Origin of the sequence: Pseudohaliea rubra DSM 19751 (assembly GCF_000764025.1) — a bacterium.
Classification (GTDB): Bacteria; Pseudomonadota; Gammaproteobacteria; order Pseudomonadales; family Halieaceae; genus Pseudohaliea; species Pseudohaliea rubra.
Window position 1 is genome coordinate 18,333 of the sequence record NZ_KN234772.1, and the last position, 20,374, is coordinate 38,706.

Annotated in this window: 18 protein-coding genes; 14 read left to right on the plus strand and 4 right to left on the minus strand. The window is 67.9% G+C overall.

Features of this window, described 5'->3' with window-relative positions:
* Positions 1–13: 13 nt before the first annotated feature.
* The 6 genes from rpsM to HRUBRA_RS10590 all read left to right on the plus strand — a co-directional run bounded on the left by rpsM (position 14) and on the right by HRUBRA_RS10590 (position 4,491).
* On the plus strand, positions 14–370 hold the full coding sequence (gene rpsM, locus HRUBRA_RS10565) for a 30S ribosomal protein S13 (protein WP_035516957.1): 357 nt from the start codon (positions 14–16) through the stop codon (positions 368–370).
* 85 nt (positions 371–455) lie between these two features.
* Positions 456–848: a 30S ribosomal protein S11 gene (rpsK, locus tag HRUBRA_RS10570; protein ID WP_035516960.1), complete on the plus strand. Its 393-nt coding sequence runs from the start codon at positions 456–458 to the stop codon at positions 846–848.
* 23 nt (positions 849–871) lie between these two features.
* Positions 872–1,492, plus strand: a complete 621-nt coding sequence (gene rpsD, locus HRUBRA_RS10575) for a 30S ribosomal protein S4 (RefSeq protein ID WP_035516962.1) — start codon at positions 872–874, stop codon at positions 1,490–1,492.
* Between the two features lie 42 nt (positions 1,493–1,534).
* The gene (locus HRUBRA_RS10580; protein ID WP_035516963.1) at positions 1,535–2,539 is read left to right on the plus strand and encodes a DNA-directed RNA polymerase subunit alpha; all 1,005 of its coding nucleotides are present in this window, start codon (positions 1,535–1,537) and stop codon (positions 2,537–2,539) included.
* 54 nt (positions 2,540–2,593) lie between these two features.
* Complete coding sequence (gene rplQ, locus HRUBRA_RS10585) at positions 2,594–2,983, plus strand: 50S ribosomal protein L17 (RefSeq protein ID WP_035516966.1); 390 nt, start codon at positions 2,594–2,596, stop codon at positions 2,981–2,983.
* A 635-nt stretch (positions 2,984–3,618) separates the two neighbouring features.
* Positions 3,619–4,491 (plus strand): SMP-30/gluconolactonase/LRE family protein, encoded by an 873-nt coding sequence (locus HRUBRA_RS10590; RefSeq protein WP_035516968.1) that lies wholly within the window; start codon positions 3,619–3,621, stop codon positions 4,489–4,491.
* Here HRUBRA_RS10590 and uvrA read toward each other — a convergent pair.
* Positions 4,488–7,379 carry an excinuclease ABC subunit UvrA gene (uvrA, locus tag HRUBRA_RS10595; protein WP_035516970.1) on the minus strand — a complete coding sequence of 964 codons (2,892 nt, stop codon included), beginning with the start codon at positions 7,377–7,379 and terminating at the stop codon, positions 4,488–4,490. The two genes, HRUBRA_RS10590 and uvrA, sit on opposite strands and share 4 nt — an antisense overlap.
* A 697-nt stretch (positions 7,380–8,076) precedes the next feature.
* Here uvrA and HRUBRA_RS10600 point away from each other — a divergent pair.
* From HRUBRA_RS10600 to HRUBRA_RS10620, 5 genes are all read left to right on the plus strand, one after another.
* Entirely contained in the window at positions 8,077–9,267 is a 1,191-nt protein-coding gene (locus HRUBRA_RS10600) for an MFS transporter (RefSeq protein WP_084592597.1), read from the plus strand.
* A gap of 76 nt (positions 9,268–9,343) precedes the next feature.
* Complete coding sequence (gene ssb / locus HRUBRA_RS10605; protein ID WP_035516972.1) at positions 9,344–9,841, plus strand: single-stranded DNA-binding protein; 498 nt, start codon at positions 9,344–9,346, stop codon at positions 9,839–9,841.
* A gap of 76 nt (positions 9,842–9,917) precedes the next feature.
* Positions 9,918–10,787, plus strand: a complete 870-nt coding sequence (locus HRUBRA_RS10610; protein WP_035516974.1) for a sugar nucleotide-binding protein — start codon at positions 9,918–9,920, stop codon at positions 10,785–10,787.
* Positions 10,788–10,791: 4 nt separating this feature from the next.
* On the plus strand, positions 10,792–11,310 hold the full coding sequence (moaB, locus tag HRUBRA_RS10615; RefSeq protein WP_035516976.1) for a molybdenum cofactor biosynthesis protein B: 519 nt from the start codon (positions 10,792–10,794) through the stop codon (positions 11,308–11,310).
* On the plus strand, positions 11,307–12,542 hold the full coding sequence (locus tag HRUBRA_RS10620) for a molybdopterin molybdotransferase MoeA (protein ID WP_052094698.1): 1,236 nt from the start codon (positions 11,307–11,309) through the stop codon (positions 12,540–12,542). The genes moaB and HRUBRA_RS10620 overlap by 4 nt, the downstream gene beginning before the upstream one ends.
* 43 nt (positions 12,543–12,585) lie before the next feature.
* Here HRUBRA_RS10620 and fabB read toward each other — a convergent pair whose 3' ends face one another.
* Together fabB and fabA are read right to left on the minus strand one after the other, a co-directional pair.
* Positions 12,586–13,806, minus strand: a complete 1,221-nt coding sequence (fabB, locus tag HRUBRA_RS10625) for a beta-ketoacyl-ACP synthase I (RefSeq protein ID WP_035516979.1) — start codon at positions 13,804–13,806, stop codon at positions 12,586–12,588.
* On the minus strand, positions 13,806–14,321 hold the full coding sequence (gene fabA / locus HRUBRA_RS10630) for a 3-hydroxyacyl-[acyl-carrier-protein] dehydratase FabA (protein ID WP_035516981.1): 516 nt from the start codon (positions 14,319–14,321) through the stop codon (positions 13,806–13,808). The genes fabB and fabA overlap by 1 nt, the downstream gene beginning before the upstream one ends.
* A gap of 302 nt (positions 14,322–14,623) precedes the next feature.
* Between fabA and HRUBRA_RS10635 the strand changes: the two genes are divergently transcribed.
* The 3 genes from HRUBRA_RS10635 to HRUBRA_RS10645 all read left to right on the plus strand — a co-directional run bounded on the left by HRUBRA_RS10635 (position 14,624) and on the right by HRUBRA_RS10645 (position 18,316).
* Positions 14,624–16,045: a mannose-1-phosphate guanylyltransferase/mannose-6-phosphate isomerase gene (locus tag HRUBRA_RS10635; RefSeq protein ID WP_035516982.1), complete on the plus strand. Its 1,422-nt coding sequence runs from the start codon at positions 14,624–14,626 to the stop codon at positions 16,043–16,045.
* Between the two features lie 67 nt (positions 16,046–16,112).
* Positions 16,113–16,940: a UTP--glucose-1-phosphate uridylyltransferase GalU gene (galU, locus tag HRUBRA_RS10640; RefSeq protein WP_035516984.1), complete on the plus strand. Its 828-nt coding sequence runs from the start codon at positions 16,113–16,115 to the stop codon at positions 16,938–16,940.
* A gap of 5 nt (positions 16,941–16,945) precedes the next feature.
* A complete protein-coding gene (locus tag HRUBRA_RS10645) occupies positions 16,946–18,316 on the plus strand; it encodes a phosphohexomutase domain-containing protein (RefSeq protein WP_035516986.1) in 1,371 nt (456 codons plus the stop codon).
* A gap of 552 nt (positions 18,317–18,868) precedes the next feature.
* On the opposite strand, the gene pgi is transcribed toward HRUBRA_RS10645, so the two are convergent.
* A partial coding sequence (gene pgi / locus HRUBRA_RS10650) for a glucose-6-phosphate isomerase (protein ID WP_035516988.1) occupies positions 18,869–20,374 on the minus strand: 1,506 nt, incomplete at its 5' end.

The following is a 20,374-nucleotide window of genomic DNA, read 5'->3' on the forward strand; positions in this document are numbered from 1 at the left end:
TGGAGAAGCTTGAATGGCTCGTATCGCCGGCGTCAACGTACCGGACAACAAGCACGCGGTCATCTCGTTGACCTACATCTTTGGCATCGGGCGCACCACCGCCCGGCGCCTCTGCGACGTCTGCAAGGTGCCGGAGGCGACCCGCATGGGTGACCTCACGGAAGAGCAGATGGACGCGCTGCGCTCCAGCATCAGCGAGATGAGTGTCGAGGGCGACCTGCGCCGTGAAACGTCCATGAACATCAAGCGGCTCATGGATCTGGGCTGCAACCGCGGCCTGCGCCATCGCCGCAACCTGCCGGTCCGCGGCCAGCGCACCAAGACCAATGCGCGTACGCGCAAGGGTCCGCGAAAGCCGATCCGCCGGTAACGATATACCGCGCTGCCCGGTGGCGGCGCGTCCTCACAGTGTAGCTGCACCGCTAGTGCAGTGTTGATATTGACAGGAAGACAGCATGGCCAAGCCAGGTGCCAAAGGCACTCGAAAGAAAGTCTCGCGCACGATTGCCGACGGCATCGCACACGTGCACGCGTCCTTCAACAACACGATCATCACCATTACGGACCGCCAGGGCAATACCCTGAGCTGGGCCACGTCCGGTGGCTCGGGCTTCCGCGGCTCTCGCAAGAGCACGCCCTTCGCTGCCCAGGTGGCCGCAGAGCGTGCCGGCGAGGCGGCCAAGGAATACGGCCTGCAGAACCTCGACGTGCAGGTGAAGGGCCCGGGTCCGGGTCGCGAATCCGCCGTGCGCGCGTTGAACGCCTGCGGTTACAAGATCACCAACATCACCGACGTCACGCCGATCCCGCACAACGGTTGCCGTCCGCCGAAAAAGCGCCGGGTGTAAGGATTACAGGAAGGTTTTGAATTATGGCTAGATATCTGGGTCCCAAGTGCAAGCTCTCCCGTCGTGAGGGCACCGACCTGTTCCTGAAGAGTGGCGTACGCTCGCTGGATTCCAAGTGCAAGCCGGAGTCTGTTCCCGGCCAGCACGGCGCCCGTCGCGGCCGCCTGTCGGACTACGGCGTGCAGCTGCGCGAGAAGCAGAAGGTTCGTCGTATCTACGGCGTGCTCGAGAAGCAGTTCCGCGGCTATTACAAGGAAGCCGCCCGGCGCAAGGGCGCGACCGGCGAGAACCTGCTGCAGCTGCTGGAAAGCCGCCTCGATAACGTCGTCTACCGCATCGGCTTTGGCTCCACGCGCAACGAAGCGCGGCAGCTTGTGTCCCACAAGGCGATCCTCGTCAACGGCAAGACGGTGAACATTGCGTCTTACCAGGTGCAGGCGGGCGATGTGGTGTCCCTGCGCGAGAAGGCCAAGAAGCAGCTGCGGGTGCAGTCTGCCCTGGCCCTGGCGTCGCAGCGGGGCGAGCCCGAGTGGATCGAGGTGAACAACGAGAAGCTGGAGGCCGTGTTCAAGGCGGCACCGGAACGCCAGGATCTGTCGACGGACATCAACGAGAACCTGATCGTGGAGCTTTACTCCAAGTAAGTTCCGGCGAGCCAGGTCATTCAAACAGTTACAGGTGCCCCCATGCAGAGTGCAGTGACAGAATTACTGACGCCCCGCGTCATCAAAGTTGAAGAGAAGAGCAGCACCCGTGCGCAGGTGACCCTGGAGCCGCTGGAGCGCGGCTTCGGCCACACCCTGGGTAACGCCCTGCGCCGCATCCTGCTGTCTTCCATGCCCGGCTGCGCCATCACGGAAGTGGAAATCGATGGCGTGTTGCACGAGTACAGCACTATTGAGGGCATCCAGGAAGACGTTATCGAGATCCTCCTCAACCTCAAGGAAGTGGCGCTGGTCATGGCCGGCAAGGACGAGGTCGAGCTGACCCTGACCAAGGAAGGCCCAGGTGCGGTAACGGCCGGCGATATCCAGACCGATCACGATGTGGAAATCCGCAACCCCGAGCACGTGATCTGCCACATCAACGACAAGAAAGCGCTGAGCATGAAGGTCACGGCAGCCCGTGGCCGCGGCTACTCCCCCGCTGATTCCCGCGAGGACCCGGAAGAGGAGACGCGCTCCATCGGCCGGCTGCAGCTCGACGCGACCTTCACCCCGGTGCACCGCGTGGCCTACGTGGTCGAAGCGGCACGGGTGGAGCAGCGCACCGACCTCGACAAGCTGGTGCTGGACCTTGAGACCAACGGCACCATCGACCCGGAAGAGGCGATCCGCCGCGCTGCGACGATCCTGCAGCAGCAGCTGGCGGTGTTTGTCGACCTCGAAAGTGAAGCGCACTCTGAGTCCGCCGATTCCGAGGACGAAGTGGACCCGATCCTGCTGCGCCCGGTCGATGACCTGGAGCTCACGGTACGTTCCGCCAACTGCCTCAAGGCCGAGAATATCTACTACATTGGCGACCTGGTGCAGCGCACGGAAGTCGAGCTCCTGAAGACGCCGAACCTGGGCAAGAAGTCGCTCACGGAAATCAAGGATGTACTCGCTTCCCGCGGTCTGTCCCTGGGCATGCGCCTGGACAGCTGGCCGCCGGTAAGCCTGAAGAACGACGAGCGGGTGCTCAGCGCCTGAGCCGCCCGCAGGGAAACAGCGTGCCGGGAAGGCACTGAGTAAAGGATCAGAACCATGCGTCACCGTCACAGCGGACGTCAGCTCAACCGCAACAGCTCGCACCGGAAGGCCATGTTCCGCAACATGACCGCCTCCCTGGTCGAGCACGAGCTCATCAAGACTACCCTGCCCAAGGCCAAGGAGCTGCGCGGTTACGCGGAGCCCCTGATCACCCTGGCCAAGCAGGACAGCGTCGCCAACCGTCGCCTGGCGTTCAACCGTCTGCGCGACAAGGCAGCCGTGGGCAAGCTCTTCGCGGAGCTGGGCCCCCGCTACCAGGAGCGTCCCGGTGGTTACATCCGTATCCTGAAGTGCGGCTACCGCACCGGCGACAAGGCGCCCATGGCCTACGTCGAGCTGGTGGATCGGCCCCAGATCGAGCGCTTTGAGGACGACGAGGACTGACGTTCTCCGCATTACGCGCGACGAAGAGCCGGGCCCTGCCCGGCTTTTTTTTGCGTGCGCCAGGCATGGCGCGTAGAGCTGTTCCGGCACAGGTGGAGCGGGCCGGATGACTTGGCGGTGCAAGTCCGCTATCGGCCCGGTAAGGGGAACGATCAGCCGGTGGAGCTGATTCCCGGTGCGGAGCCGGGAGGGTGCCCCCAGTCGCTCCCCGTTACACGCTTGGTGGGGGCACCCTCCCGCCTCCGCCCCTACCGCCCCGACTTCGCCTCTATCGCGCGAGGGTTCGCACGGCGGTAGGGGAGAGGGCGGGAATTTTCTCTCACAATGCGTGTAACGGGGAGCGACGGAGAGAAGGCTCCCGCCCTCATCCCTGACACCTCGCGTGCGTCAGGCAGCGTAAGGACCCAGTACGGTAGGGGCGGATGTCGGGGGTATGTCCCCACAAAGCGTGTAACGGGGAGCGACTGGGGACATACCCCCGGCATCCGCCCCGGGAATCCGCGATAGCCTCTTTTCTGAACGAGGAGCCCTTCATCCATTGAACCACCACCTCTCGCCGAAGGGCGTGGTCATGGACTTGCCAGCGGCTGCCTTCGGGGCCAAGCTGCAGCTTTCCCATGGAAGGAGAACGGTGCATGGCAAAAGCAGAGATCGTGGCGGAAGGACTCTATTTCGGCGAGGGTCCGCGCTGGTACGGAGGCCGGCTGTGGTTCAGCGACTTCTACGAACGCGCCGTGCGCTCCCTGGGGCCCGACGGCGACCTGCGTACCGAGCTGCAGCTGCAGTGCCAGCCCTCCGGGCTGGGCTGGCTTCCCGATGGAACCCTGCTGATTGTCGACATGGAAGACCACCGGGTCCTGCGCCATGGCCCCGGCGGACTCGCCGACTATGCCAGCCTTGGCGAGCATTCCCGGCATCTCGCCAACGACATGGTCGTCGCGGATGACGGCCGGGCCTTCGTCGGTAACTTCGGTTTTGATCTTGACGCGGCCCTCGCCGAGCGGGGCGCGGAGGCCGTCCTCGCCGATCATCCCAAAACGAACCTGATGACCGTCTCGCCCGAAGGGCACGTGGACCTTGCGGCCGCGGACCTGAGCTTTCCTAACGGCATGGTCATCACCCCGGACGGCGCGACCCTGGTCGTTGCAGAGACCCTGGGCCTTTGCCTGACCGCCTTTGAGCTGGCCGCCGACGGCACCCTGACGAAGCGCCGGGTCTGGGCTGCGCTGGAGGGTGTGGCCGCCGATGGTATCTGCCTCGATGCAGAAGGGTGCATCTGGGTTGCCAACGCCCTCGCCCCCGAGTGCCTGCGCATAGCCGAGGGCGGTGAAGTGCGGGAGCGGGTGGAAACCAGCCAGAACTGCTACGCCTGCATGCTCGGGGGCGACGACGGCCGGGACCTCTATCTGGTCACCGCCCGGGATTCAAACGCAGCGGTCGCCAAGAAAAATCGCAGCGGCCGCATCGAACGCTGCCGGGTCGAGGTGCCGCACGCGGGCCGGCCCTAGGCCACCTGCTTCCGCGCGCGCTTCTTTGCCGGCGCTTTTTTCTTCGCCGGGCGCTTCGCGGCTTCCACGCCCAGCATGGGCCCGAGGAACTGCCCGGTGTGGGACGCGGGGTCTGCCGCCACGGCCTCCGGCGTGCCCGTGGCGATGATCTCGCCGCCGCCGCTACCGCCCTCGGGGCCGAGGTCGATGAGCCAGTCGGCGGTCTTGATGACGTCGAGGTTGTGCTCGATGATCACCACGGTATTGCCGTGGTCGCGGAGCCGGTGCAGCACCGCAAGAAGCTGGCGGATGTCTTCGAAGTGCAGGCCCGTGGTGGGTTCGTCAAGAATGTAGAGCGTGCGCCCCGTGTCGCGCTTGGACAGCTCCCGGGACAGTTTCACCCGCTGCGCTTCGCCACCGGAGAGCGTGGTGGCGGCCTGGCCGAGGCGGATGTACGACAGGCCCACGTCCATGAGGGTCTGCAGCTTGCGGGCGAGAGCCGGCACCGGTTCAAAGAAGGCCAGGGCGTCCTCCACGGTCATCTCCAGCACTTCGTGGATATTCTTGCCCTTGTAGCGGATGTCCAGCGTCTCCCGGTTGTAACGCTTGCCCTTGCAGACATCGCAAGGCACATAGATATCCGGCAGGAAGTGCATCTCTACCTTGGTCACGCCGTCGCCCTGGCAGGCCTCACAGCGGCCCCCCTTCACATTAAAGCTGAAGCGGCCGGGCTTGTAGCCGCGGGAGCGCGCCTCCTGGGTGCCGGCAAAAAGTTCGCGTACCGGGGTAAAGATGCCGGTATAGGTCGCCGGGTTGGAGCGCGGTGTGCGGCCGATGGGGCTCTGGTCGATATCGATACACTTGTCGACATGCTCGAGGCCCTCGATGCTGTCGTGCGCCGCCGCGGTCAGGGTGGTGGCACCGTTCAGCGCGGTAGCCGCCAGGGGGTAGAGAGTGCCGTTGACCAGCGTTGATTTGCCGGAGCCGGAGACGCCGGTGACGCAGGTAAGGAGACCCAGGGGCAGCTCGAGGGTGATGTCGCGCAGATTGTTGCCGCGGGCACCGCGCACGACGACCTGCCGCGCCGGGTCCGGCTGCCGGCGCTCGGCGGGCACCTCGATGCTGCGCTGGCCGGAAAGGTAGGCGCCGGTGAGGGAGGCTGCGTTGCCGACGATAGCGTCCAGCGTGCCCTCGGCAACGATCCGGCCGCCGTGCACGCCGGCGCCGGGGCCGATGTCGATGATGTGGTCGGCGCTGCGGATCGCGTCTTCATCGTGCTCCACTACCAGCACCGTGTTGCCGAGGTCCCGCAGGTGTCGCAGCGTAGTCAGCAGCCGCTCGTTGTCGCGCTGGTGCAGGCCGATGGACGGCTCGTCGAGGATGTACATGACGCCCACCAGCCCGGCGCCGATCTGCGAGGCCAGGCGGATGCGCTGGGCCTCACCGCCCGAGAGCGTCTCGGCGCTTCGCTCCAGGGTGAGGTAGTTAAGGCCGACATCCACCAGGAAGCGATAGCGGGCGCGGATCTCCTTGAAGATCTTCTCGGCAATGGCAGCGTTGCGGCCGCTGAGCTGCAGCTGGTCGAAGTAGGCGGCGGCCTCGCCCACGGGCATCCCGGTGATGCTTGGCAGCGTGCGCTCGTCGACGTAGACATGCCGTGCATCCTCGCACAGCCGCGTGCCGTGGCAGCCGGGGCAGGGCGCCGTGGTCAGGAAGCGCGCCAGGTCTTCGCGCACGGACTGGGATTCCGTATCCCGGTAGCGCCGCTCCATGTTCGGCAGGATGCCCTCGAAGCTATGGGTGCGCTTGAAGACGGTGCCGCGGTCGTTGAGGTAGGCGAAGGCGATCTCCTCGTCGCCGCTGCCGTGGAGGATGATCTCCCGGTGCTTTTTGCTCAACTTCTCGAAGGGCGTGTCGATGGCGAAGCCGTAGTGCTCGGCAAGGGAGGTGAGCAGGTGGAAGTAGTACACGTTGCGTCGGTCCCAGCCGCGGATGGCCCCCTCGGCGAGGCTGGCCTCCGGGTGCAGGATCACCCGCGAGGGATCGAAGTACTGTTTCACCCCCAGGCCATCGCACTCGGGGCAGGCACCGGCGGGGTTGTTGAACGAGAACAGCCGCGGCTCGAGTTCGTTGATACTGTGGCCGCACTCGGGGCAGGCGAAGCGCGCGGAGAAGACCACGTCCGCCGCCTCGCTGTCCATGTCGCTGATGGCGGCAATGCCGTCGCTGAGGCCGAGGGCGGTCTCGAAGGACTCGGCGAGGCGCAGGCCGAGGTCCTGCCGCACCTTGAAGCGATCCACCACCACCTCGATGCGGTGCTTGCGGTTCTTGGCCAGCGCCGGCACGTCGTCCAGGTCGACCACGCGCCCGTCCACCCGTGCGCGTACGAAGCCCGCGGCGCGTAGTTCCTCGAAGACGTGCAGGTGTTCGCCCTTGCGATCCTGCACTACCGGCGCCAGCAGCATGAGCCGCTGGCCTTCCGGCATGGCCAGCACGCTGTCGACCATCTGGCTCACCGTCTGCGCCTGCAGGCTGGCCCCGTGCACGGGACAGCGCGGCTCACCGATGCGCGCAAACAGCAGCCGCAGGTAGTCGTAGATTTCGGTGATGGTGCCGACGGTGGAGCGCGGGTTGTGCGAGGTGGATTTCTGTTCGATGGAGATTGCCGGCGACAGGCCCTCGATGTGGTCCATGTCGGGTTTTTCCATCATGGACAGGAACTGCCGCGCATAGGTGGACAGCGACTCGACGTAGCGGCGCTGACCTTCCGCATAGAGGGTGTCGAAGGCCAGCGAGGATTTTCCGGAGCCGGACAGTCCGGTGATGACGACGAGTTTGTCCCGGGGGATGTCGAGGTCGATGTTCTTGAGGTTGTGGGTGCGCGCGCCGCGTACCTGGATCGTGTCCATGGAGGTTCCGAAGTGGGAGGCAGAAACCCGCCAGTATAGGCGGATGCCGTGTCCGGCAAAACCGCCTGGCGTAGTCTGCCGCCGGTCGTGCGGCTCTTGGTTGGGGGCAGTGGGTGCCAACAGCACGGGGCTGCCGCGGGCGAACTGCCCCGGGACACGCTACAAGCACATCCCTGTGCGCTCGGCGCCGGCCATCCGTGGCCGGCGACGGTCCCGGGGCAGTTCGCCCGCGGCAGCCCCTGCGCCGTGCCACGGGGCGCCCGGGTATCTCATCGCCTTGTCTGGGGACGGTCCCGGGGCAGTTCGCTCGCGGCAGCTTCTGCGTCGTGCAACGCAGCGCCCGGGTATCGCATAGCCTTATCCGGGACCGGGATTGAAACAGCCTTGCCGTGTTCCCGCGGCGTCAGGGGGGGCGAGGAGGCGCTCCCGGTGCAATCAGGCCGCGCTTTGGCGCCAGGCGAGGGCCGGGGCTTTCCGCGAGCACTGTTCGAGTCCCGAACATTCGCGCAGCGAATTTTGGTCGAGTTGCGCAGCGGCCGGCCCTCGCCTGGCGCCTGCGGCCGTACCGGGAGCGTCCCCTCGCCCACCCGGCCTACGAAGCCTCACAACATAAAGAACCCCGGTTCCAATGCCTTCCGCGCATCGTGCTACCATGCGTCCCGTTCAGGAGGCCTGCAGTTTGTTGACGAAAAACCCCATGACCCCGGTCGAGCGCCGCGCCGTCGGTGCGCTGGCGCTGCTCTACAGCTTTCGCATGCTCGGCCTGTTCATGGTGCTGCCGCTGCTGGCGCTCTATGCCGCCGACATGCCCGGCGGGACGCCCTTGATGATCGGCCTTGCCCTCGGGGCCTACGGCTTCAGCCAGGCGCTGTTGCAGATCCCCCTGGGCTGGCTGTCGGACCGGGTGGGACGGATACCCGTGATCCTCGGTGGGCTGGTGATCTTTGCCCTCGGCAGCGTCGTGGCGGCCATGGCCGACACCGTGCAGGGGATCGTTCTCGGGCGGCTCCTGCAGGGGGCTGGCGCCATCGCCGGCTCGGTTATGGCCCTGGTGGCCGATATCACCACCGATGAGCAGCGCACCAAAGCCATGGCCGTGGTGGGGGCGAGTATCGGCCTTTCTTTTGCCCTGGCGCTCGTGCTGGGGCCGATCATCGCGTCCTTCAGCGGGCTCCACGGTGTGTTTATGCTGACGGCGGTGCTGGCGACCGCCGGCATCGCCATTGTCTTCTTCGGCGTGCCCCGGGGCGTGCAGAGCCGCCATCACGACGAAGTCGGCGCGCAGCCCGGCATGATCGGCAAAGTGCTGGCGGACCCGGCGTTGCGGCGCCTGGATTTCGGGGTGTTCAGCCTGCACTTCATTCTCACTGCAAGCTTCCTGGTGATCCCCTTCGCCATCGAGGACATCCTCGGGGTTGCGCGGGAAGCGCACTGGAAGGTCTACCTGCCGGTGCTGGTGGCCTCGATTCTCGGCATGCTGCCGCTGCTGCGTGCGTCGGAGCGCCACGGGCACGTGCGCGGTATGCTGCTCCTGTCCATCGCGATGCTCGTGCTGTCCGTGGCCGGGGTCACGCTGCTGGCGATTCCGGCCGTGCTCTACCTTGCATTGTGGCTCTACTTCGTCGCCGTCAACTACCTCGAGGCCAGCCTGCCCTCCCTGGTGAGCAAGGCAGTGTTCCCCGGCGGCAAGGGCACGGCCCTCGGTGTCTATTCCACCAGCCAGTTTATCGGCGCCTTCTTCGGCGGCGCCAGCGGCGGCTGGGTGCTGCAGCAGGGCGGTGTGCACGCGCTGTTTGTGCTCTGCCTCGTGCCCGGGCTGCTGTGGATCGCCAGCAGCTGGCGCCTGGTCGCTGCGCCGCGGGCCCAGGAGGTCGCAGCCGGCGGCTGACCGTTTCTGCTGTCGCAATCGCCCGGGCGCGTTGCTATAGTCGCGTATTCTCAGGCGCAAGGAGGCAGCACGAGCCATGGCATCGCGTGGTATCAACAAGGTGATCCTCATCGGCAACCTCGGGGCCGACCCGGAAACCCGCTACATGCCGTCCGGCGGCGCCGTCACCAACGTCCGCCTCGCCACCTCCGAGCAGTGGAAGGACAAGCAGACCGGCCAGCCCCAGGAGCGTACCGAGTGGCACCGGGTGGTGTTTTTCAACCGCCTCGGCGAGATTGCCGGCGAGTACCTCCGCAAGGGCTCCAAGGTCTATATCGAAGGGTCCCTGCGCACTCGCAAGTGGCAGGGCCAGGACGGCCAGGACCGCTACACCACCGAGATCGTCGCCGGCGAGATGCAGATGCTCGACAGCCGCGGCCAGATGGGCGGTGGTGGTTACGATGCGCCCGCAGACAGCTACAACCAGGAGCCCCCGCGGCAGCAGCAGGGTGGTGCCCAACCTCAGGCCCCGGCCAGTGCCGGCGGCGACAACCCCGCTGATTTCGGTGATTTTGACGACGACATCCCCTTCTAGGTCGGGCCAGGCGAACTCGGTCCGCGTGAGGCGGTGCCGCGTGTTCCCGCGGCCGAAGCGCGCCGGGTAGGCCCCGGTGCTGGTCCTCATCATTGCCGCCGACAGCGCCACCGGCGCTGCGCTTCGCGCCGTGCTCGCGCGCTGGGGTCGCCACGAGGTGGTGCCGATCACCGTGGCTGCCAGCCGCTGGAAGAGCGAGCGTCAGGCCAAGAAGGCCGTACGCCGCGCCGCCCCGGCCTGCGTTCTCGATCTGCGTTTCACGCACCTCCTGGCCAGCGGCGATCCCGTGCAGGAGCTCGACTGTGCCCGCGCCCATTGGCTGGCCAAGGCCTGCGAGCGTGCGGGGGCGGAGTACCTTCTGCTGTCCAGTGCCTGTGTTTTTTCCGGTTCGCTGCCCCATCCCTACCGTGAACAGGAGACCCCGGATGCCGCCGAACCGCCCGGTTCGCTGCTCGCCGCTGTGGAGGCCCAGGTGTTCGCCGCCTGCAGCCGTGCGGCGGTGCTGCGCACGGGGCCGGTCATCGCCAGCGCCGGCCCCGGGCTCCTCGACGACGTCCTGCGGGCGCTGCTGGCCGGGGAGACGCGGGTTCTCGACGACCGTGACAGCTTCTGCCCTGTGCCGTCGGCGGACCTCGGCCGCGTGATCGCCGGCATGCTCGACCAGATGGCTGCGGGGGCCGAGCCGCGCGGGGTCTTCCACTACGCGAGCCCGGACCGCACCACCCTTTACGGTTTTGCCGAGGCGGTGATCGCCGCGGCCTCGCAGTTTGTGGCGGTGGCCGATGGCGCTATCGCCCGGGAGCCGGCGGAGGCGGGGGAGGGCGGCCGCAACTGGGCCCTCGACTGCCGCGATCTCCGGGATACCTTTGCCATCAAGCAAGTGCCCTGGCGCGGCGTCATCGGCGACGCTGTGCGGGCCTACCTCGTGAACCATCAGGGAGACTGAAGCCATGGGCCAGCCCGCCGGCGCTGCGGCCACAGATCTTGCCGTGGCTGTGCTTACCGTATCCGACACCCGCGGACCCGAAGATGACAGCTCCGGCGACTACCTCGCCGCCGCCGCCACGGCGGCCGGCCACCGGGTTGTGGCGCGCACGCTCGTGCCCGACGACATCTACCGGCTGCGGGCGGTGCTCTCCGGCTGGATTGCCGACCCGGCGGTGGAGGTGGTGCTGGTGACCGGCGGCACGGGCTTTGCCGGCCGCGACTCCACGCCGGAGGCGGTCACTCCCCTCCTCGACAAGCACATCGTGGGTTTCGGCGAGGTGTTCCGGGCGCTGTCCCTGGCCGAGATCGGTTCTTCTACCGTGCAGTCCCGGGCGCTGGCGGGGCTCGCCAACGGCACGCTGCTGTTCTGCATGCCGGGTTCCACGGGGGCCTGCCGAACCGCCTGGGAGGGCATTCTGCTGGAGCAGCTCGACAGCCGCCATCGCCCCTGCAATTTCGTCGGTCTCCTGCGCGGCGCATGATCCCCCTCGAGGAAGCCCTCGCGCGCCTCCTCGCCGCCGCGCCGGCGCCGCCGGCAGTGGAGACGGTGCCCCTGGCAGAAGCCCTGGGACGCGTGCTGGCGGCCCCGGTGCGGGCGCCGGCCGATGTGCCCGCCTTCGCCGACAGCGCCATGGATGGCTTCGCTTTCCGCCGCAGCGAGGTGGTGCCCGGGGCGCTCCTGCCCGTGAGCCAGCGCATTGCTGCAGGCTGCGCGCCGACACCGCTTGAGTCCGGCACTGCGGCCCGGATCTTCACCGGCGCGCCCTTGCCCGAGGGCGCCGATGCGGTGCTCATGCAGGAGGACTGCGAGACGGCGGAGGAGGGGGTGCCCTCGGGCCGCTTCAGTTTGGGCAGCGTCAGGCCGGGCCGCGTGCCGGCGACCGGCGAGAACATCCGCCCCCGGGGCGAGGACATCGCCGCCGGCAGCGAGCTGTTCCCTGCCGGTAAGCGTCTGCGGCCCCAGGACCTCGGGCTCCTTGCCGCCACCGGCTGCGCTGAGCTGGCCGTTTATCGGCGCCTCACGGTGGCGGTGCTCGCCACCGGTGATGAGCTGGTGCCTGCAGGGGGTGGACCCCTCGCACCGGGCCAGCGCTATAACAGCAACGGGCCGATGCTCGCGGCCCTGCTGGCTCGGCTCGGTTTCGCGGTGCACGGGCCGGCGCAGGTCGGCGACAGCGCCGCAGCCACCCGCGCCGCCCTCACCGGAGCGGCCGCGAGCGCGGATCTCATCCTGACCACCGGCGGGGTCTCTGTCGGCGAGGAGGATCACGTGCGGGCGCAGGTCGCCGCGCTCGGAGCGCTGGATCTGTGGAAGGTGGCGGTGAAACCCGGCAAGCCGTTCGCCTTCGGCCGCGTGGGCAGCACGCCGTTTCTGGGCCTGCCCGGCAATCCTACCTCGGTCTTCGTGACCTTCTGCCTGCTGGCCCGGCCCTACCTGCTGGCCGCCCAGGGGGCGCGCCTGGCGCCGCCGCCGGCGCTCTGGGCCCGGGCGGCCTTTACCGTGGCACGTCCCCTTGCCCGGGCCGATTACCGGCGTGTCTGGCTGCGCGCTGACGAGGCCGGCGAGACCCGGGCAGAGGCCTATCCCCGGCAGGGCTCCGGCGTGCTCAGCTCTGTGTGTGCCGCGGATGCGCTGGCGCGAGTGCCGCCCGGGGAAACCCTGGCCGAGGGAGACCCGGTGCAGGTGCTGCTGCTGGATTCGCTGCTGGGCTGAGTGCCTCTGCGGCCCCACCCGGGGCCCGGGGGCCTTCGTGGGGTCAGGCGTCGAGAGCCTGGAAGACCAGCGAGGCGTTAGTGCCGCCGAAGCCGAAGCTGTTTGACATCACCCGGGTCAGCCTGGCGCCGTCTACCCGTTCGCGGACGATGGGCATGCCCTCCGCCTCCGGGTCCAGGGTCTCGATATTGGCCGAGGCGGCGATGAAGCCGCGCTGCTGCATGAGCAGGCTGTAGATCGCTTCCTGTACCCCCGCAGCCCCCAGGGAATGCCCGGAGAGGGACTTGGTGGAGCCGATCACCGGCACCTCTCCCGCAAAGGCCTCGCGCACGGCCTTCAATTCCGTGATGTCGCCGGCCGGCGTGCTGGTGCCGTGGGCGTTGATGTAGTCCACCGGGCCGTCGAGGGTGGCCAGGGCCTGGCGCATGCAGCGCACGGCGCCTTCGCCGGACGGGGCGACCATGTCGTGGCCGTCGGAGGTGGCGCCGTAGCCCACCAGTTCGGCATAGATCTTTGCGCCGCGCGCACGGGCGTGCTCCAGTTCCTCGAGCACCACCATGCCGCCGCCGCCGGCGATGACAAAGCCGTCGCGGTTGGCGTCATAGGCCCGGGACGCCTGCGTCGGCGTGTCGTTGTACTTGGTGGACAGGGCACCCATGGCATCGAAAAGGGAGCTCATGGTCCAGTGCAGCTCCTCGCCGCCGCCGGCGAAGACGATGTCCTGCTTGCCGAGCTGGATCTGCTCCGCGCCGGCGCCGATGCAGTGGGCGCTGGTGGAACAGGCAGAGGAGATAGAGTAGTTGACACCCTTGATCCGGAATGGCGTGGCCAGGCACGCCGAGACGGTGCTGCCCATGGTCTGGGTCACCCGGTAGGGGCCGACGCGGCGCAGACCGCGCTCGCGGAGGATGTCCGCTGCCTCCACCTGGCTCGCTGAGGAGGCTCCGCCGGAGCCGGCGATGATGCCGGTGCGCTCGCTGGAGATGTCGCTCTCTTCAAGGCCGGCATCGGCGATGGCCTGGGTCATGGCGATGTAGGCAAAGGAGGCCGCGTCGCCCATGAAGCGCAGGCGCTTGCGATCGATGTGTTCCGCTGCGTCGATCTCCGGGCTCCCGGCGACATGGGAACGCATGCCGGCGTCGATCTGCTCCTGGCGGATGCTCAGGCCGGAGCGCCCGTGGTAGAGGGCGTCGGCGACCGTTCCGGCGTCATTGCCGAGGCAGGAAACGATACCGAGACCGGTAACGACGACTCGTCGGCTCATCAGAAACTCTCCGTGCTCTGGAACAGGCCCACGCGCAGGTCCCGGGCCGTATAGATCTCGCGGCCGTCGACGGACACGCTGCCGTCGGCGATGCCCATCACGAGCTTGCGCTCAATGACGCGCTTGATGTCGATCTGGTAGCTCACCCGGGTGGCGCTGGGCAGGATTTGTCCGGTGAACTTCACCTCGCCGGCGCCGAGGGCCCGGCCGCGCCCGGGGTTGCCTCGCCAGCCGAGGAAAAAGCCGAGCAGCTGCCACATGGCGTCCAGCCCCAGACAGCCGGGCATCACCGGATCGCCGGGGAAGTGGCAGGCGAAGAACCACAGGTCCGGATGGATATCGAGCTCGGCGCGGATCTCGCCTTTGCCGGCAGGGCCGCCCTCGGAGCTGATGTGGGTGATGCGGTCCAGCATGAGCATGTTGCCCACGGGAAGCTGCGCATTACCGGGGCCGAAGAGGTGGCCGGCGCCGCAGTCGAGGAGTTCGTCCTTGCTGAAACTGTGCTGTTGGGTCATCGGTTTTCCGGGTGTCGGAGGCGTCGGGCGGGGCCCTGGCGGGGTCCGGGCGCCGGCTGGCCGGCGTCCCTGTGGATAAGCAAGGCCCCGCATTTTACCCACTGGGGCTCAAAAATCCACCGCCCCCCGGGCTGTCGCGGCGGCCCCGTCGCCCCGTCTCGTCCTTGGCCGGCCCGCTGGCGTCAGCGCGCGGTCTTCCGATACCATCGTCGCTTTGCCGCGCGAGCGGGGTTGCCGGCTGTGAAGTCCCGGTAGAAGCCCCGGAAGAAGCCCGAAAAGAAGCCCCAGAAGAGAGGATCCCCATGCTGGTACCGGTGTTGTTGTCCGGGGGCGTCGGCAGCCGCCTGTGGCCGGTCTCCCGGGAGGCCTACCCGAAGCAGTTCCTGCCCCTGGCGAGCGAGCTGTCCATGCTGCAGGAAACACTGGCCCGCACCGAGGGACTGGCGGCAGCGCCGCCCCTGGTGGTCTGCAACGAGGCGCATCGCTTTCTCGTCGCCGAACAGCTGCGGCAGCTGGCGCTGGTGCCCGGCGCCATTATTCTCGAGCGCGAGGGCCGCAACACGGCCCCCGCGGTGGCCCTCGCGGCCCTGCACGCGCTCGCCGCGGACCCGGACGCCACACTGCTGGTGCTGCCGGCCGATCACATCATCCGCGACCAGGCGGCCTTCCTGGCGGCGGTGGAAGTGGCGGCGCCCCTTGCCGGCGCCGGTCAGCTGGTGACCTTCGGCGTGGTGCCCACGAGCCCGGAAACCGGCTACGGCTATCTGCGCTGCGGCGAGGCGCTGGGCGAAGGTGCTGCCCGCCTGGACCGTTTCGTTGAAAAACCCGACCGCGCCACCGCCGAGGCCTACCTCGAGAGCGGGGCTTACCTCTGGAACGCGGGCATGTTCCTGCTCCGCGCCGATAGCTACCTCGAGGAGCTCGAGCGTCAGGTTCCGGCCATGGCGGCGGCCTGCCGGGCCGCCATGGCCGGGGTCAGCGGTGATCTCGACTTCCTGCGCCCGGACCCGGAGGCGCTTGCCGCCTGCCCGGGCGACTCCATCGACTATGCCGTGATGGAGGGCACGGACCGGGGCGCCGTGGTCCCCCTGGACTGCGGCTGGAGCGATGTCGGCGCCTGGTCCACGCTCTGGGATGTGTCCGAACACGACAGCGACGGCAATGTGGTGCACGGCGATGTCATCGTGGAGGACAGCCGGGGCAGCTATCTGCGCGCCGAGTCCCGGCTGCTTGCAGCCGCGGGCGTTGACAACCTCGTGGTGGTAGAGACCGCCGACGCCGTGCTGGTGGCAGGCAGGGACCAGGTGCAGGACGTGAAGCACATCGTCGAGCGCCTGCGCGCCGCGGGTCGCAGCGAGGCCGCGCTGCACCAGCGCGTCTACCGCCCCTGGGGCAGCTACGAGTCGCTGATCGTGGCCGAGCGCTTCCAGGTCAAGCGCATCGTCGTCAACCCCGGCGAGACCCTGTCCCTGCAGATGCACCACCACCGCGCTGAGCACTGGATCGTCGTTCACGGCACCGCCGAGGTCACCTGCGAGGACCGCTCCTTTATGCTCGGGGAGGACGAGTCCACCTACATCCCCCTGGGCCACAAGCACCGGCTCGCTAACCCCGGTAAGATACCGCTGGAGCTGATCGAGGTGCAGTCGGGCAGCTATCTCGGTGAAGACGACATCGTCCGCTTCCAGGACGCCTACGGCCGCGGCGGGACGCCCGCGGGCTGACTATGCCGGCGCAGGCCCCGGGCCTGCGCCGCACGCAGATGGCAGGATGCAAAGGGAGAAAACGGCCATGATCGAGAAGTGTATGTTCCCGGTAGCGGGCTACGGTACCCGCTTCCTTCCGGCAACGAAGAGCATGCCCAAGGAAATGCTCCCGATCGTCAACAAGCCGCTGGTGCAGTACGGCGTCGAAGAGGCCATTGAGGCCGGCATGACCACCTGCGCCCTGGTCACCGGTCGCGGCAAGCGAGCCATCGCCGACCACTTTGACATCAGCTACGAGCTCGAGCACCAGATCGCCGGCAGCGGCAAGGAAGCCTACCTCGACAGCATCCGCAACGTCCTCGACCGGGGCGTCTTCACCATGGTCCGGCAGCGCGAGATGAAGGGCCTGGGCCATGCCATCCTCACCGGCGAGACCCTGGTCGGCAACGTGCCCTTCGGTGTGGTCCTCTCCGACGACCTGTGCATCAATGATGGCCCCGGCGTGCTGGCGCAGATGGTCGAGCTCTACAACCAGTTCCGCTGCTCCATTGTCGCCATCATGGAAGTGCCTGAAGAAGAGGTACATAAGTATGGCGTCATTGCCGGCGAGGCCCTCAAGGAGGGTATCTACCGGGTAGATCGCATGGTCGAGAAACCGAAGCCCGAGGCGGCGCCCTCGAACCTCGCGATCATTGGTCGCTATATTCTCACCCCGGACATCTTCGACATCATCCGCGAGACAGAGCCCGGCGCGAACGGCGAGGTGCAGCTCACCGATGCCCTGCAGACCCAGGCCGAGCGCGGCTGCGTCATGGCTTACAAGTTCAAGGGGCGGCGCTTCGACTGCGGCAGCGTGCCCGGCTTCGTCGAAGCCACGGACTACGTCTACCACAATATCTATTCCCAGCTCTGACGACCGTGGATCTCTCCGCCTGCTTCAAGGCCTACGATGTCCGCGGCCGCGTGCCGGACCAGCTCAACGAGACCATCGCCGAGCGCATCGGCCGCGCTTACGCCACGGTGCTCGCGCCGCGACGGGTGGTCGTCGGCCACGACGTGCGCCTGGCCAGCGAGGCCCTGAAGGGCGCGCTCATCGAGGGGCTGCGCGGCCAGGGTGTCGACGTCTTCGACCTGGGCCTGGCCGGTACCGAGGAGATTTACTTCGCCACGTTCCACGGTGACGCCCACGGGAGCTTCGATGGCGGCATCGCTGTCACCGCGAGCCACAACCCCAAGGACTACAACGGCATGAAGTTCGTCCGCGAGGGCGCGCGGCCCCTCTCCGGCGACACGGGGCTTTTCGATATCCGCGATCTGGCCGCCGCCGGCGCTTTCCCCGCCCGTGACCGCCGCGGCAGCCTCGAGTCCCTGGACCTGGACGCCGCCTACGTCGAGCACCTGCTGGGCTACATCGACCGCGAGAGCCTGGCCCCGCTGAAGATCGTCACCGACCCGGGCAACGGCGGCGCCGGCCGCATCATCGACCTCCTGGAGCCGCAGCTGCCCTTCGAGTTTGTGCGCCTGCATCACAGCCCGGACGGACACTTCCCCAACGGCGTGCCCAACCCGCTGCTCCCGGAGAATCGCAGCGCGACCATCGACGCCGTCCGCGACCACGGCGCCGATCTCGGCATCGCCTGGGACGGCGATTTCGACCGCTGCTTTTTCTTCGACCACACGGGCCGCTTCATCGAGGGCTACTATGTGGTCGGCCTCCTCGCCGAGGCGTTCCTGCGCCAGGCCCCGGGCAGCGCCATCGTCCACGACCCGCGCCTGAGCTGGAACACGCAGGACATCATCGCCGCCGGCGGCGGCCGCGCCGTCGAGAGCAAGACGGGGCACGCCTTTATCAAGGAGCGCATGCGCGCGGAGAACGCTGTCTACGGCGGTGAAATGAGCGCGCACCATTATTTCCGCGATTTTGCTTTTTGCGACAGCGGCATGATCCCCTGGCTTCTGGTCGCCGCTCTGATCGGCAGCCGCGGCCAGTCGCTCGCGGAGCTGGTGGAGGCGCGCATGGCGCTCTACCCGTGCAGCGGCGAGCTTAACCGCACCATCGACGACCCCGCCGCTGCCCTCGCCGCCGTCGAGGCCCGTTACGCCCCCGGCGCCACGGCGGTCTCCCACGTCGACGGCCTCTCCGTCGCCTACCCCGACTGGCGCTTCAACCTCCGCCGCTCTAACACCGAGCCGGTTGTGCGCCTGAATGTTGAGAGCCGTGGGGATGCCGCGCTCATGCGGGAGAAGACGGCGGAGTTGCTGGCTTTTCTGGACGGTGGTCGCCGGTAACCTGCGGCATTTATTCCGGTAGTTGCGCTGGGGCGCTCTGTAGCCCGGCGTCGGGGGTTGCTACACCCTGTCCCGGGGTCGCAAAAAGCGCCATCCATGGCAGCTCGGCAGCGGACATCCATGTCCGCTGACGCCCCGGGACAGGGTGTAGCAACCCCCGCCACCTGATTCCGGTGGTGGCGTCAATCTTCGCAGCATCGATAGCATCATGGCAGACGGTAGCGGGGGACAGAATGCCTCCCCGTCACTGGCGTAGACGCCGTGCCAGTTGATGAGCGCTATTCCGGTTGTTAAGGCCGTTGATCGGGTAGTAGATCCTGTGCGAGGTGGGATTAGCACCCGATCCAGGCGACGGGGGTTGCAATACCCTGTCCCGGGGCGTCGAAGGCCATGGATGGTCGGGGCGGCCTTCCGCTTCGTCGAGCTGCCATGGATGGCGCTTTTTGCGACCCCGGGACAGGGTATTGCAAGCTCCGGCGCCGGGCTACGTAGCACCCCGGGCACCAGCTACCAAGCGCCCCCAGTCCCAACTAAAAAGTACGCACTGCGGAACTACCCGTTGGCAGCCTTCCAGAGCGCCACCAGCGACAGCGTCCCGGTATCCAGAGCAGCCCCATCATCGTCCCCCTGCATCACCGCAAACACCTGCCTGCCGATCTCCTTGCCGAGCTCCACGCCCCACTGGTCGAAGGCGTTGATATCCCAGAGCACGGCGCTGCAGTACGTGCGGTGCTCATAAAGGGCGAGGAGGGCACCGAGGGCTTCCGGGGTGAGCCGGGGGAACGTGATCAGCGAGTGCGGGCGGTTGCCCGGCATGGCCAGATGGGGCGCGAGGCGGTCCGCTTCGGCGGGGGCCTCGCCGCGGGCGAGGAGCGCCTCGCGGGCCTGGGTCTCGCTGCGGCCGATGACCAGGGCGCGGCTCTGAGCGAGGCCATTGGCGATGAGGCGGGCATGGTTTTCGCGGTCCGCCGGGTCCTCCGGTGCCAGGGGCAGGATGATATCCGCCGGGCAGCGGCGCGTGCCCTGGTGGAGCAGCTGGTGGAACGAGTGCTGGCCGATCGTGCCGGCGCTGCCCCAGAGCACCGGGGCCGATTGCCCGGCCAGGGGTGCCCCGTCCCGGGTCACCGCCTTGCCGTTGCTCTCCATGGTCAGCTGCTGCAGAAAATCCGGCAGGCGGCGCAGGCGATGGCTGTAAGGCAGTACCACGTGGTTGCCGGCACCGAGGAAGCGGCAGTTCCAGGTCTCCAGCAGCGCCAGGAGCATGGGCAGATTGTCCGCCGGCGGTGCGCTGGCGAAATGGGCGTCCATGGCCTCGGCGCCGGCGAGGAGCGCGGCGAAGCGGTCCCAGCCGAGGGCGATGGCGCAGGACAGGCCCACGGCGGACCAGACCGAGTAGCGACCGCCGACCCAGTCCCACAGGGGCAGGCAATGGTGCGCGGGGATACCGAAGGCGGCGGCTGCTTCCAGATTGGTGGTCACCGCCAGGCAGTGGCGGGCGAGATCGCCGTCGGCGACGCCGCCCGCGCCGAGCCAGGCGCGGGCGGTCAGGGCGTTGGCGAGCGTCTCCTCCGTGCGGAAGGACTTCGAGCAGATGACGAAGAGGGTCGTGGCCGGGTCGAGGGGGGCGAGGATCGCGGCGAGATCGTCCGGGTCCACGTTGGCCGCATAGTGGGCCCGGGGTGCGGTGTCGGGGGCCGCGAGCGCCTCACTCACCAGCCGGGGGCCAAGGTCTGAGCCGCCGATGCCGATATTGACCACATCGGTGATGGCGCGCCCCGTATGGCCGGTGTGAGCACCGGCGCGGATCGACTCGGCCAGGTCGCGCATACGCCCCCGGGTTGCGGCGACCGCCGCGTAGCGTTCGCCGCCGCCGCTGCCGGCTCGCAGCAGACTGTGCAGGGCCGGGCGCCGCTCCGTGTTGTTAACCGCAGCACCGCGCAGCAACGCGCTTGCGGCACCGGGCAGGTCCGCGGTGGTGGCGAGGGCAAGGAGCGCATCGAGGGCGTCGTCGTCGAGGAGCTGACGGCTCGCGTCCAGGCGCAGGCCCGCGGCCTCGCG

Bases quoted from the DNA above. Each gene is read 5' to 3' on its own strand.
- uvrA (WP_035516970.1), bottom strand. From the start codon at position 7,379: ATGGACACGATCCAGGTACGCGGCGCGCGCACCCACAACCTCAAGAAC.
- rplQ (WP_035516966.1), top strand. From the start codon at position 2,594: ATGCGTCACCGTCACAGCGGACGTCAGCTCAACCGCAACAGCTCGCAC.
- rpsK (WP_035516960.1), top strand. From the start codon at position 456: ATGGCCAAGCCAGGTGCCAAAGGCACTCGAAAGAAAGTCTCGCGCACG.
- fabA (WP_035516981.1), bottom strand. From the start codon at position 14,321: ATGACCCAACAGCACAGTTTCAGCAAGGACGAACTCCTCGACTGCGGC.
- rpsD (WP_035516962.1), top strand. From the start codon at position 872: ATGGCTAGATATCTGGGTCCCAAGTGCAAGCTCTCCCGTCGTGAGGGC.
- HRUBRA_RS10590 (WP_035516968.1), top strand. From the start codon at position 3,619: ATGGCAAAAGCAGAGATCGTGGCGGAAGGACTCTATTTCGGCGAGGGT.
- HRUBRA_RS10600 (WP_084592597.1), top strand. From the start codon at position 8,077: ATGACCCCGGTCGAGCGCCGCGCCGTCGGTGCGCTGGCGCTGCTCTAC.
- HRUBRA_RS10620 (WP_052094698.1), top strand. From the start codon at position 11,307: ATGATCCCCCTCGAGGAAGCCCTCGCGCGCCTCCTCGCCGCCGCGCCG.
- galU (WP_035516984.1), top strand. From the start codon at position 16,113: ATGATCGAGAAGTGTATGTTCCCGGTAGCGGGCTACGGTACCCGCTTC.
- ssb (WP_035516972.1), top strand. From the start codon at position 9,344: ATGGCATCGCGTGGTATCAACAAGGTGATCCTCATCGGCAACCTCGGG.
- rpsM (WP_035516957.1), top strand. From the start codon at position 14: ATGGCTCGTATCGCCGGCGTCAACGTACCGGACAACAAGCACGCGGTC.
- HRUBRA_RS10580 (WP_035516963.1), top strand. From the start codon at position 1,535: ATGCAGAGTGCAGTGACAGAATTACTGACGCCCCGCGTCATCAAAGTT.
- HRUBRA_RS10635 (WP_035516982.1), top strand. From the start codon at position 14,624: ATGCTGGTACCGGTGTTGTTGTCCGGGGGCGTCGGCAGCCGCCTGTGG.
- moaB (WP_035516976.1), top strand. From the start codon at position 10,792: ATGGGCCAGCCCGCCGGCGCTGCGGCCACAGATCTTGCCGTGGCTGTG.
- fabB (WP_035516979.1), bottom strand. From the start codon at position 13,806: ATGAGCCGACGAGTCGTCGTTACCGGTCTCGGTATCGTTTCCTGCCTC.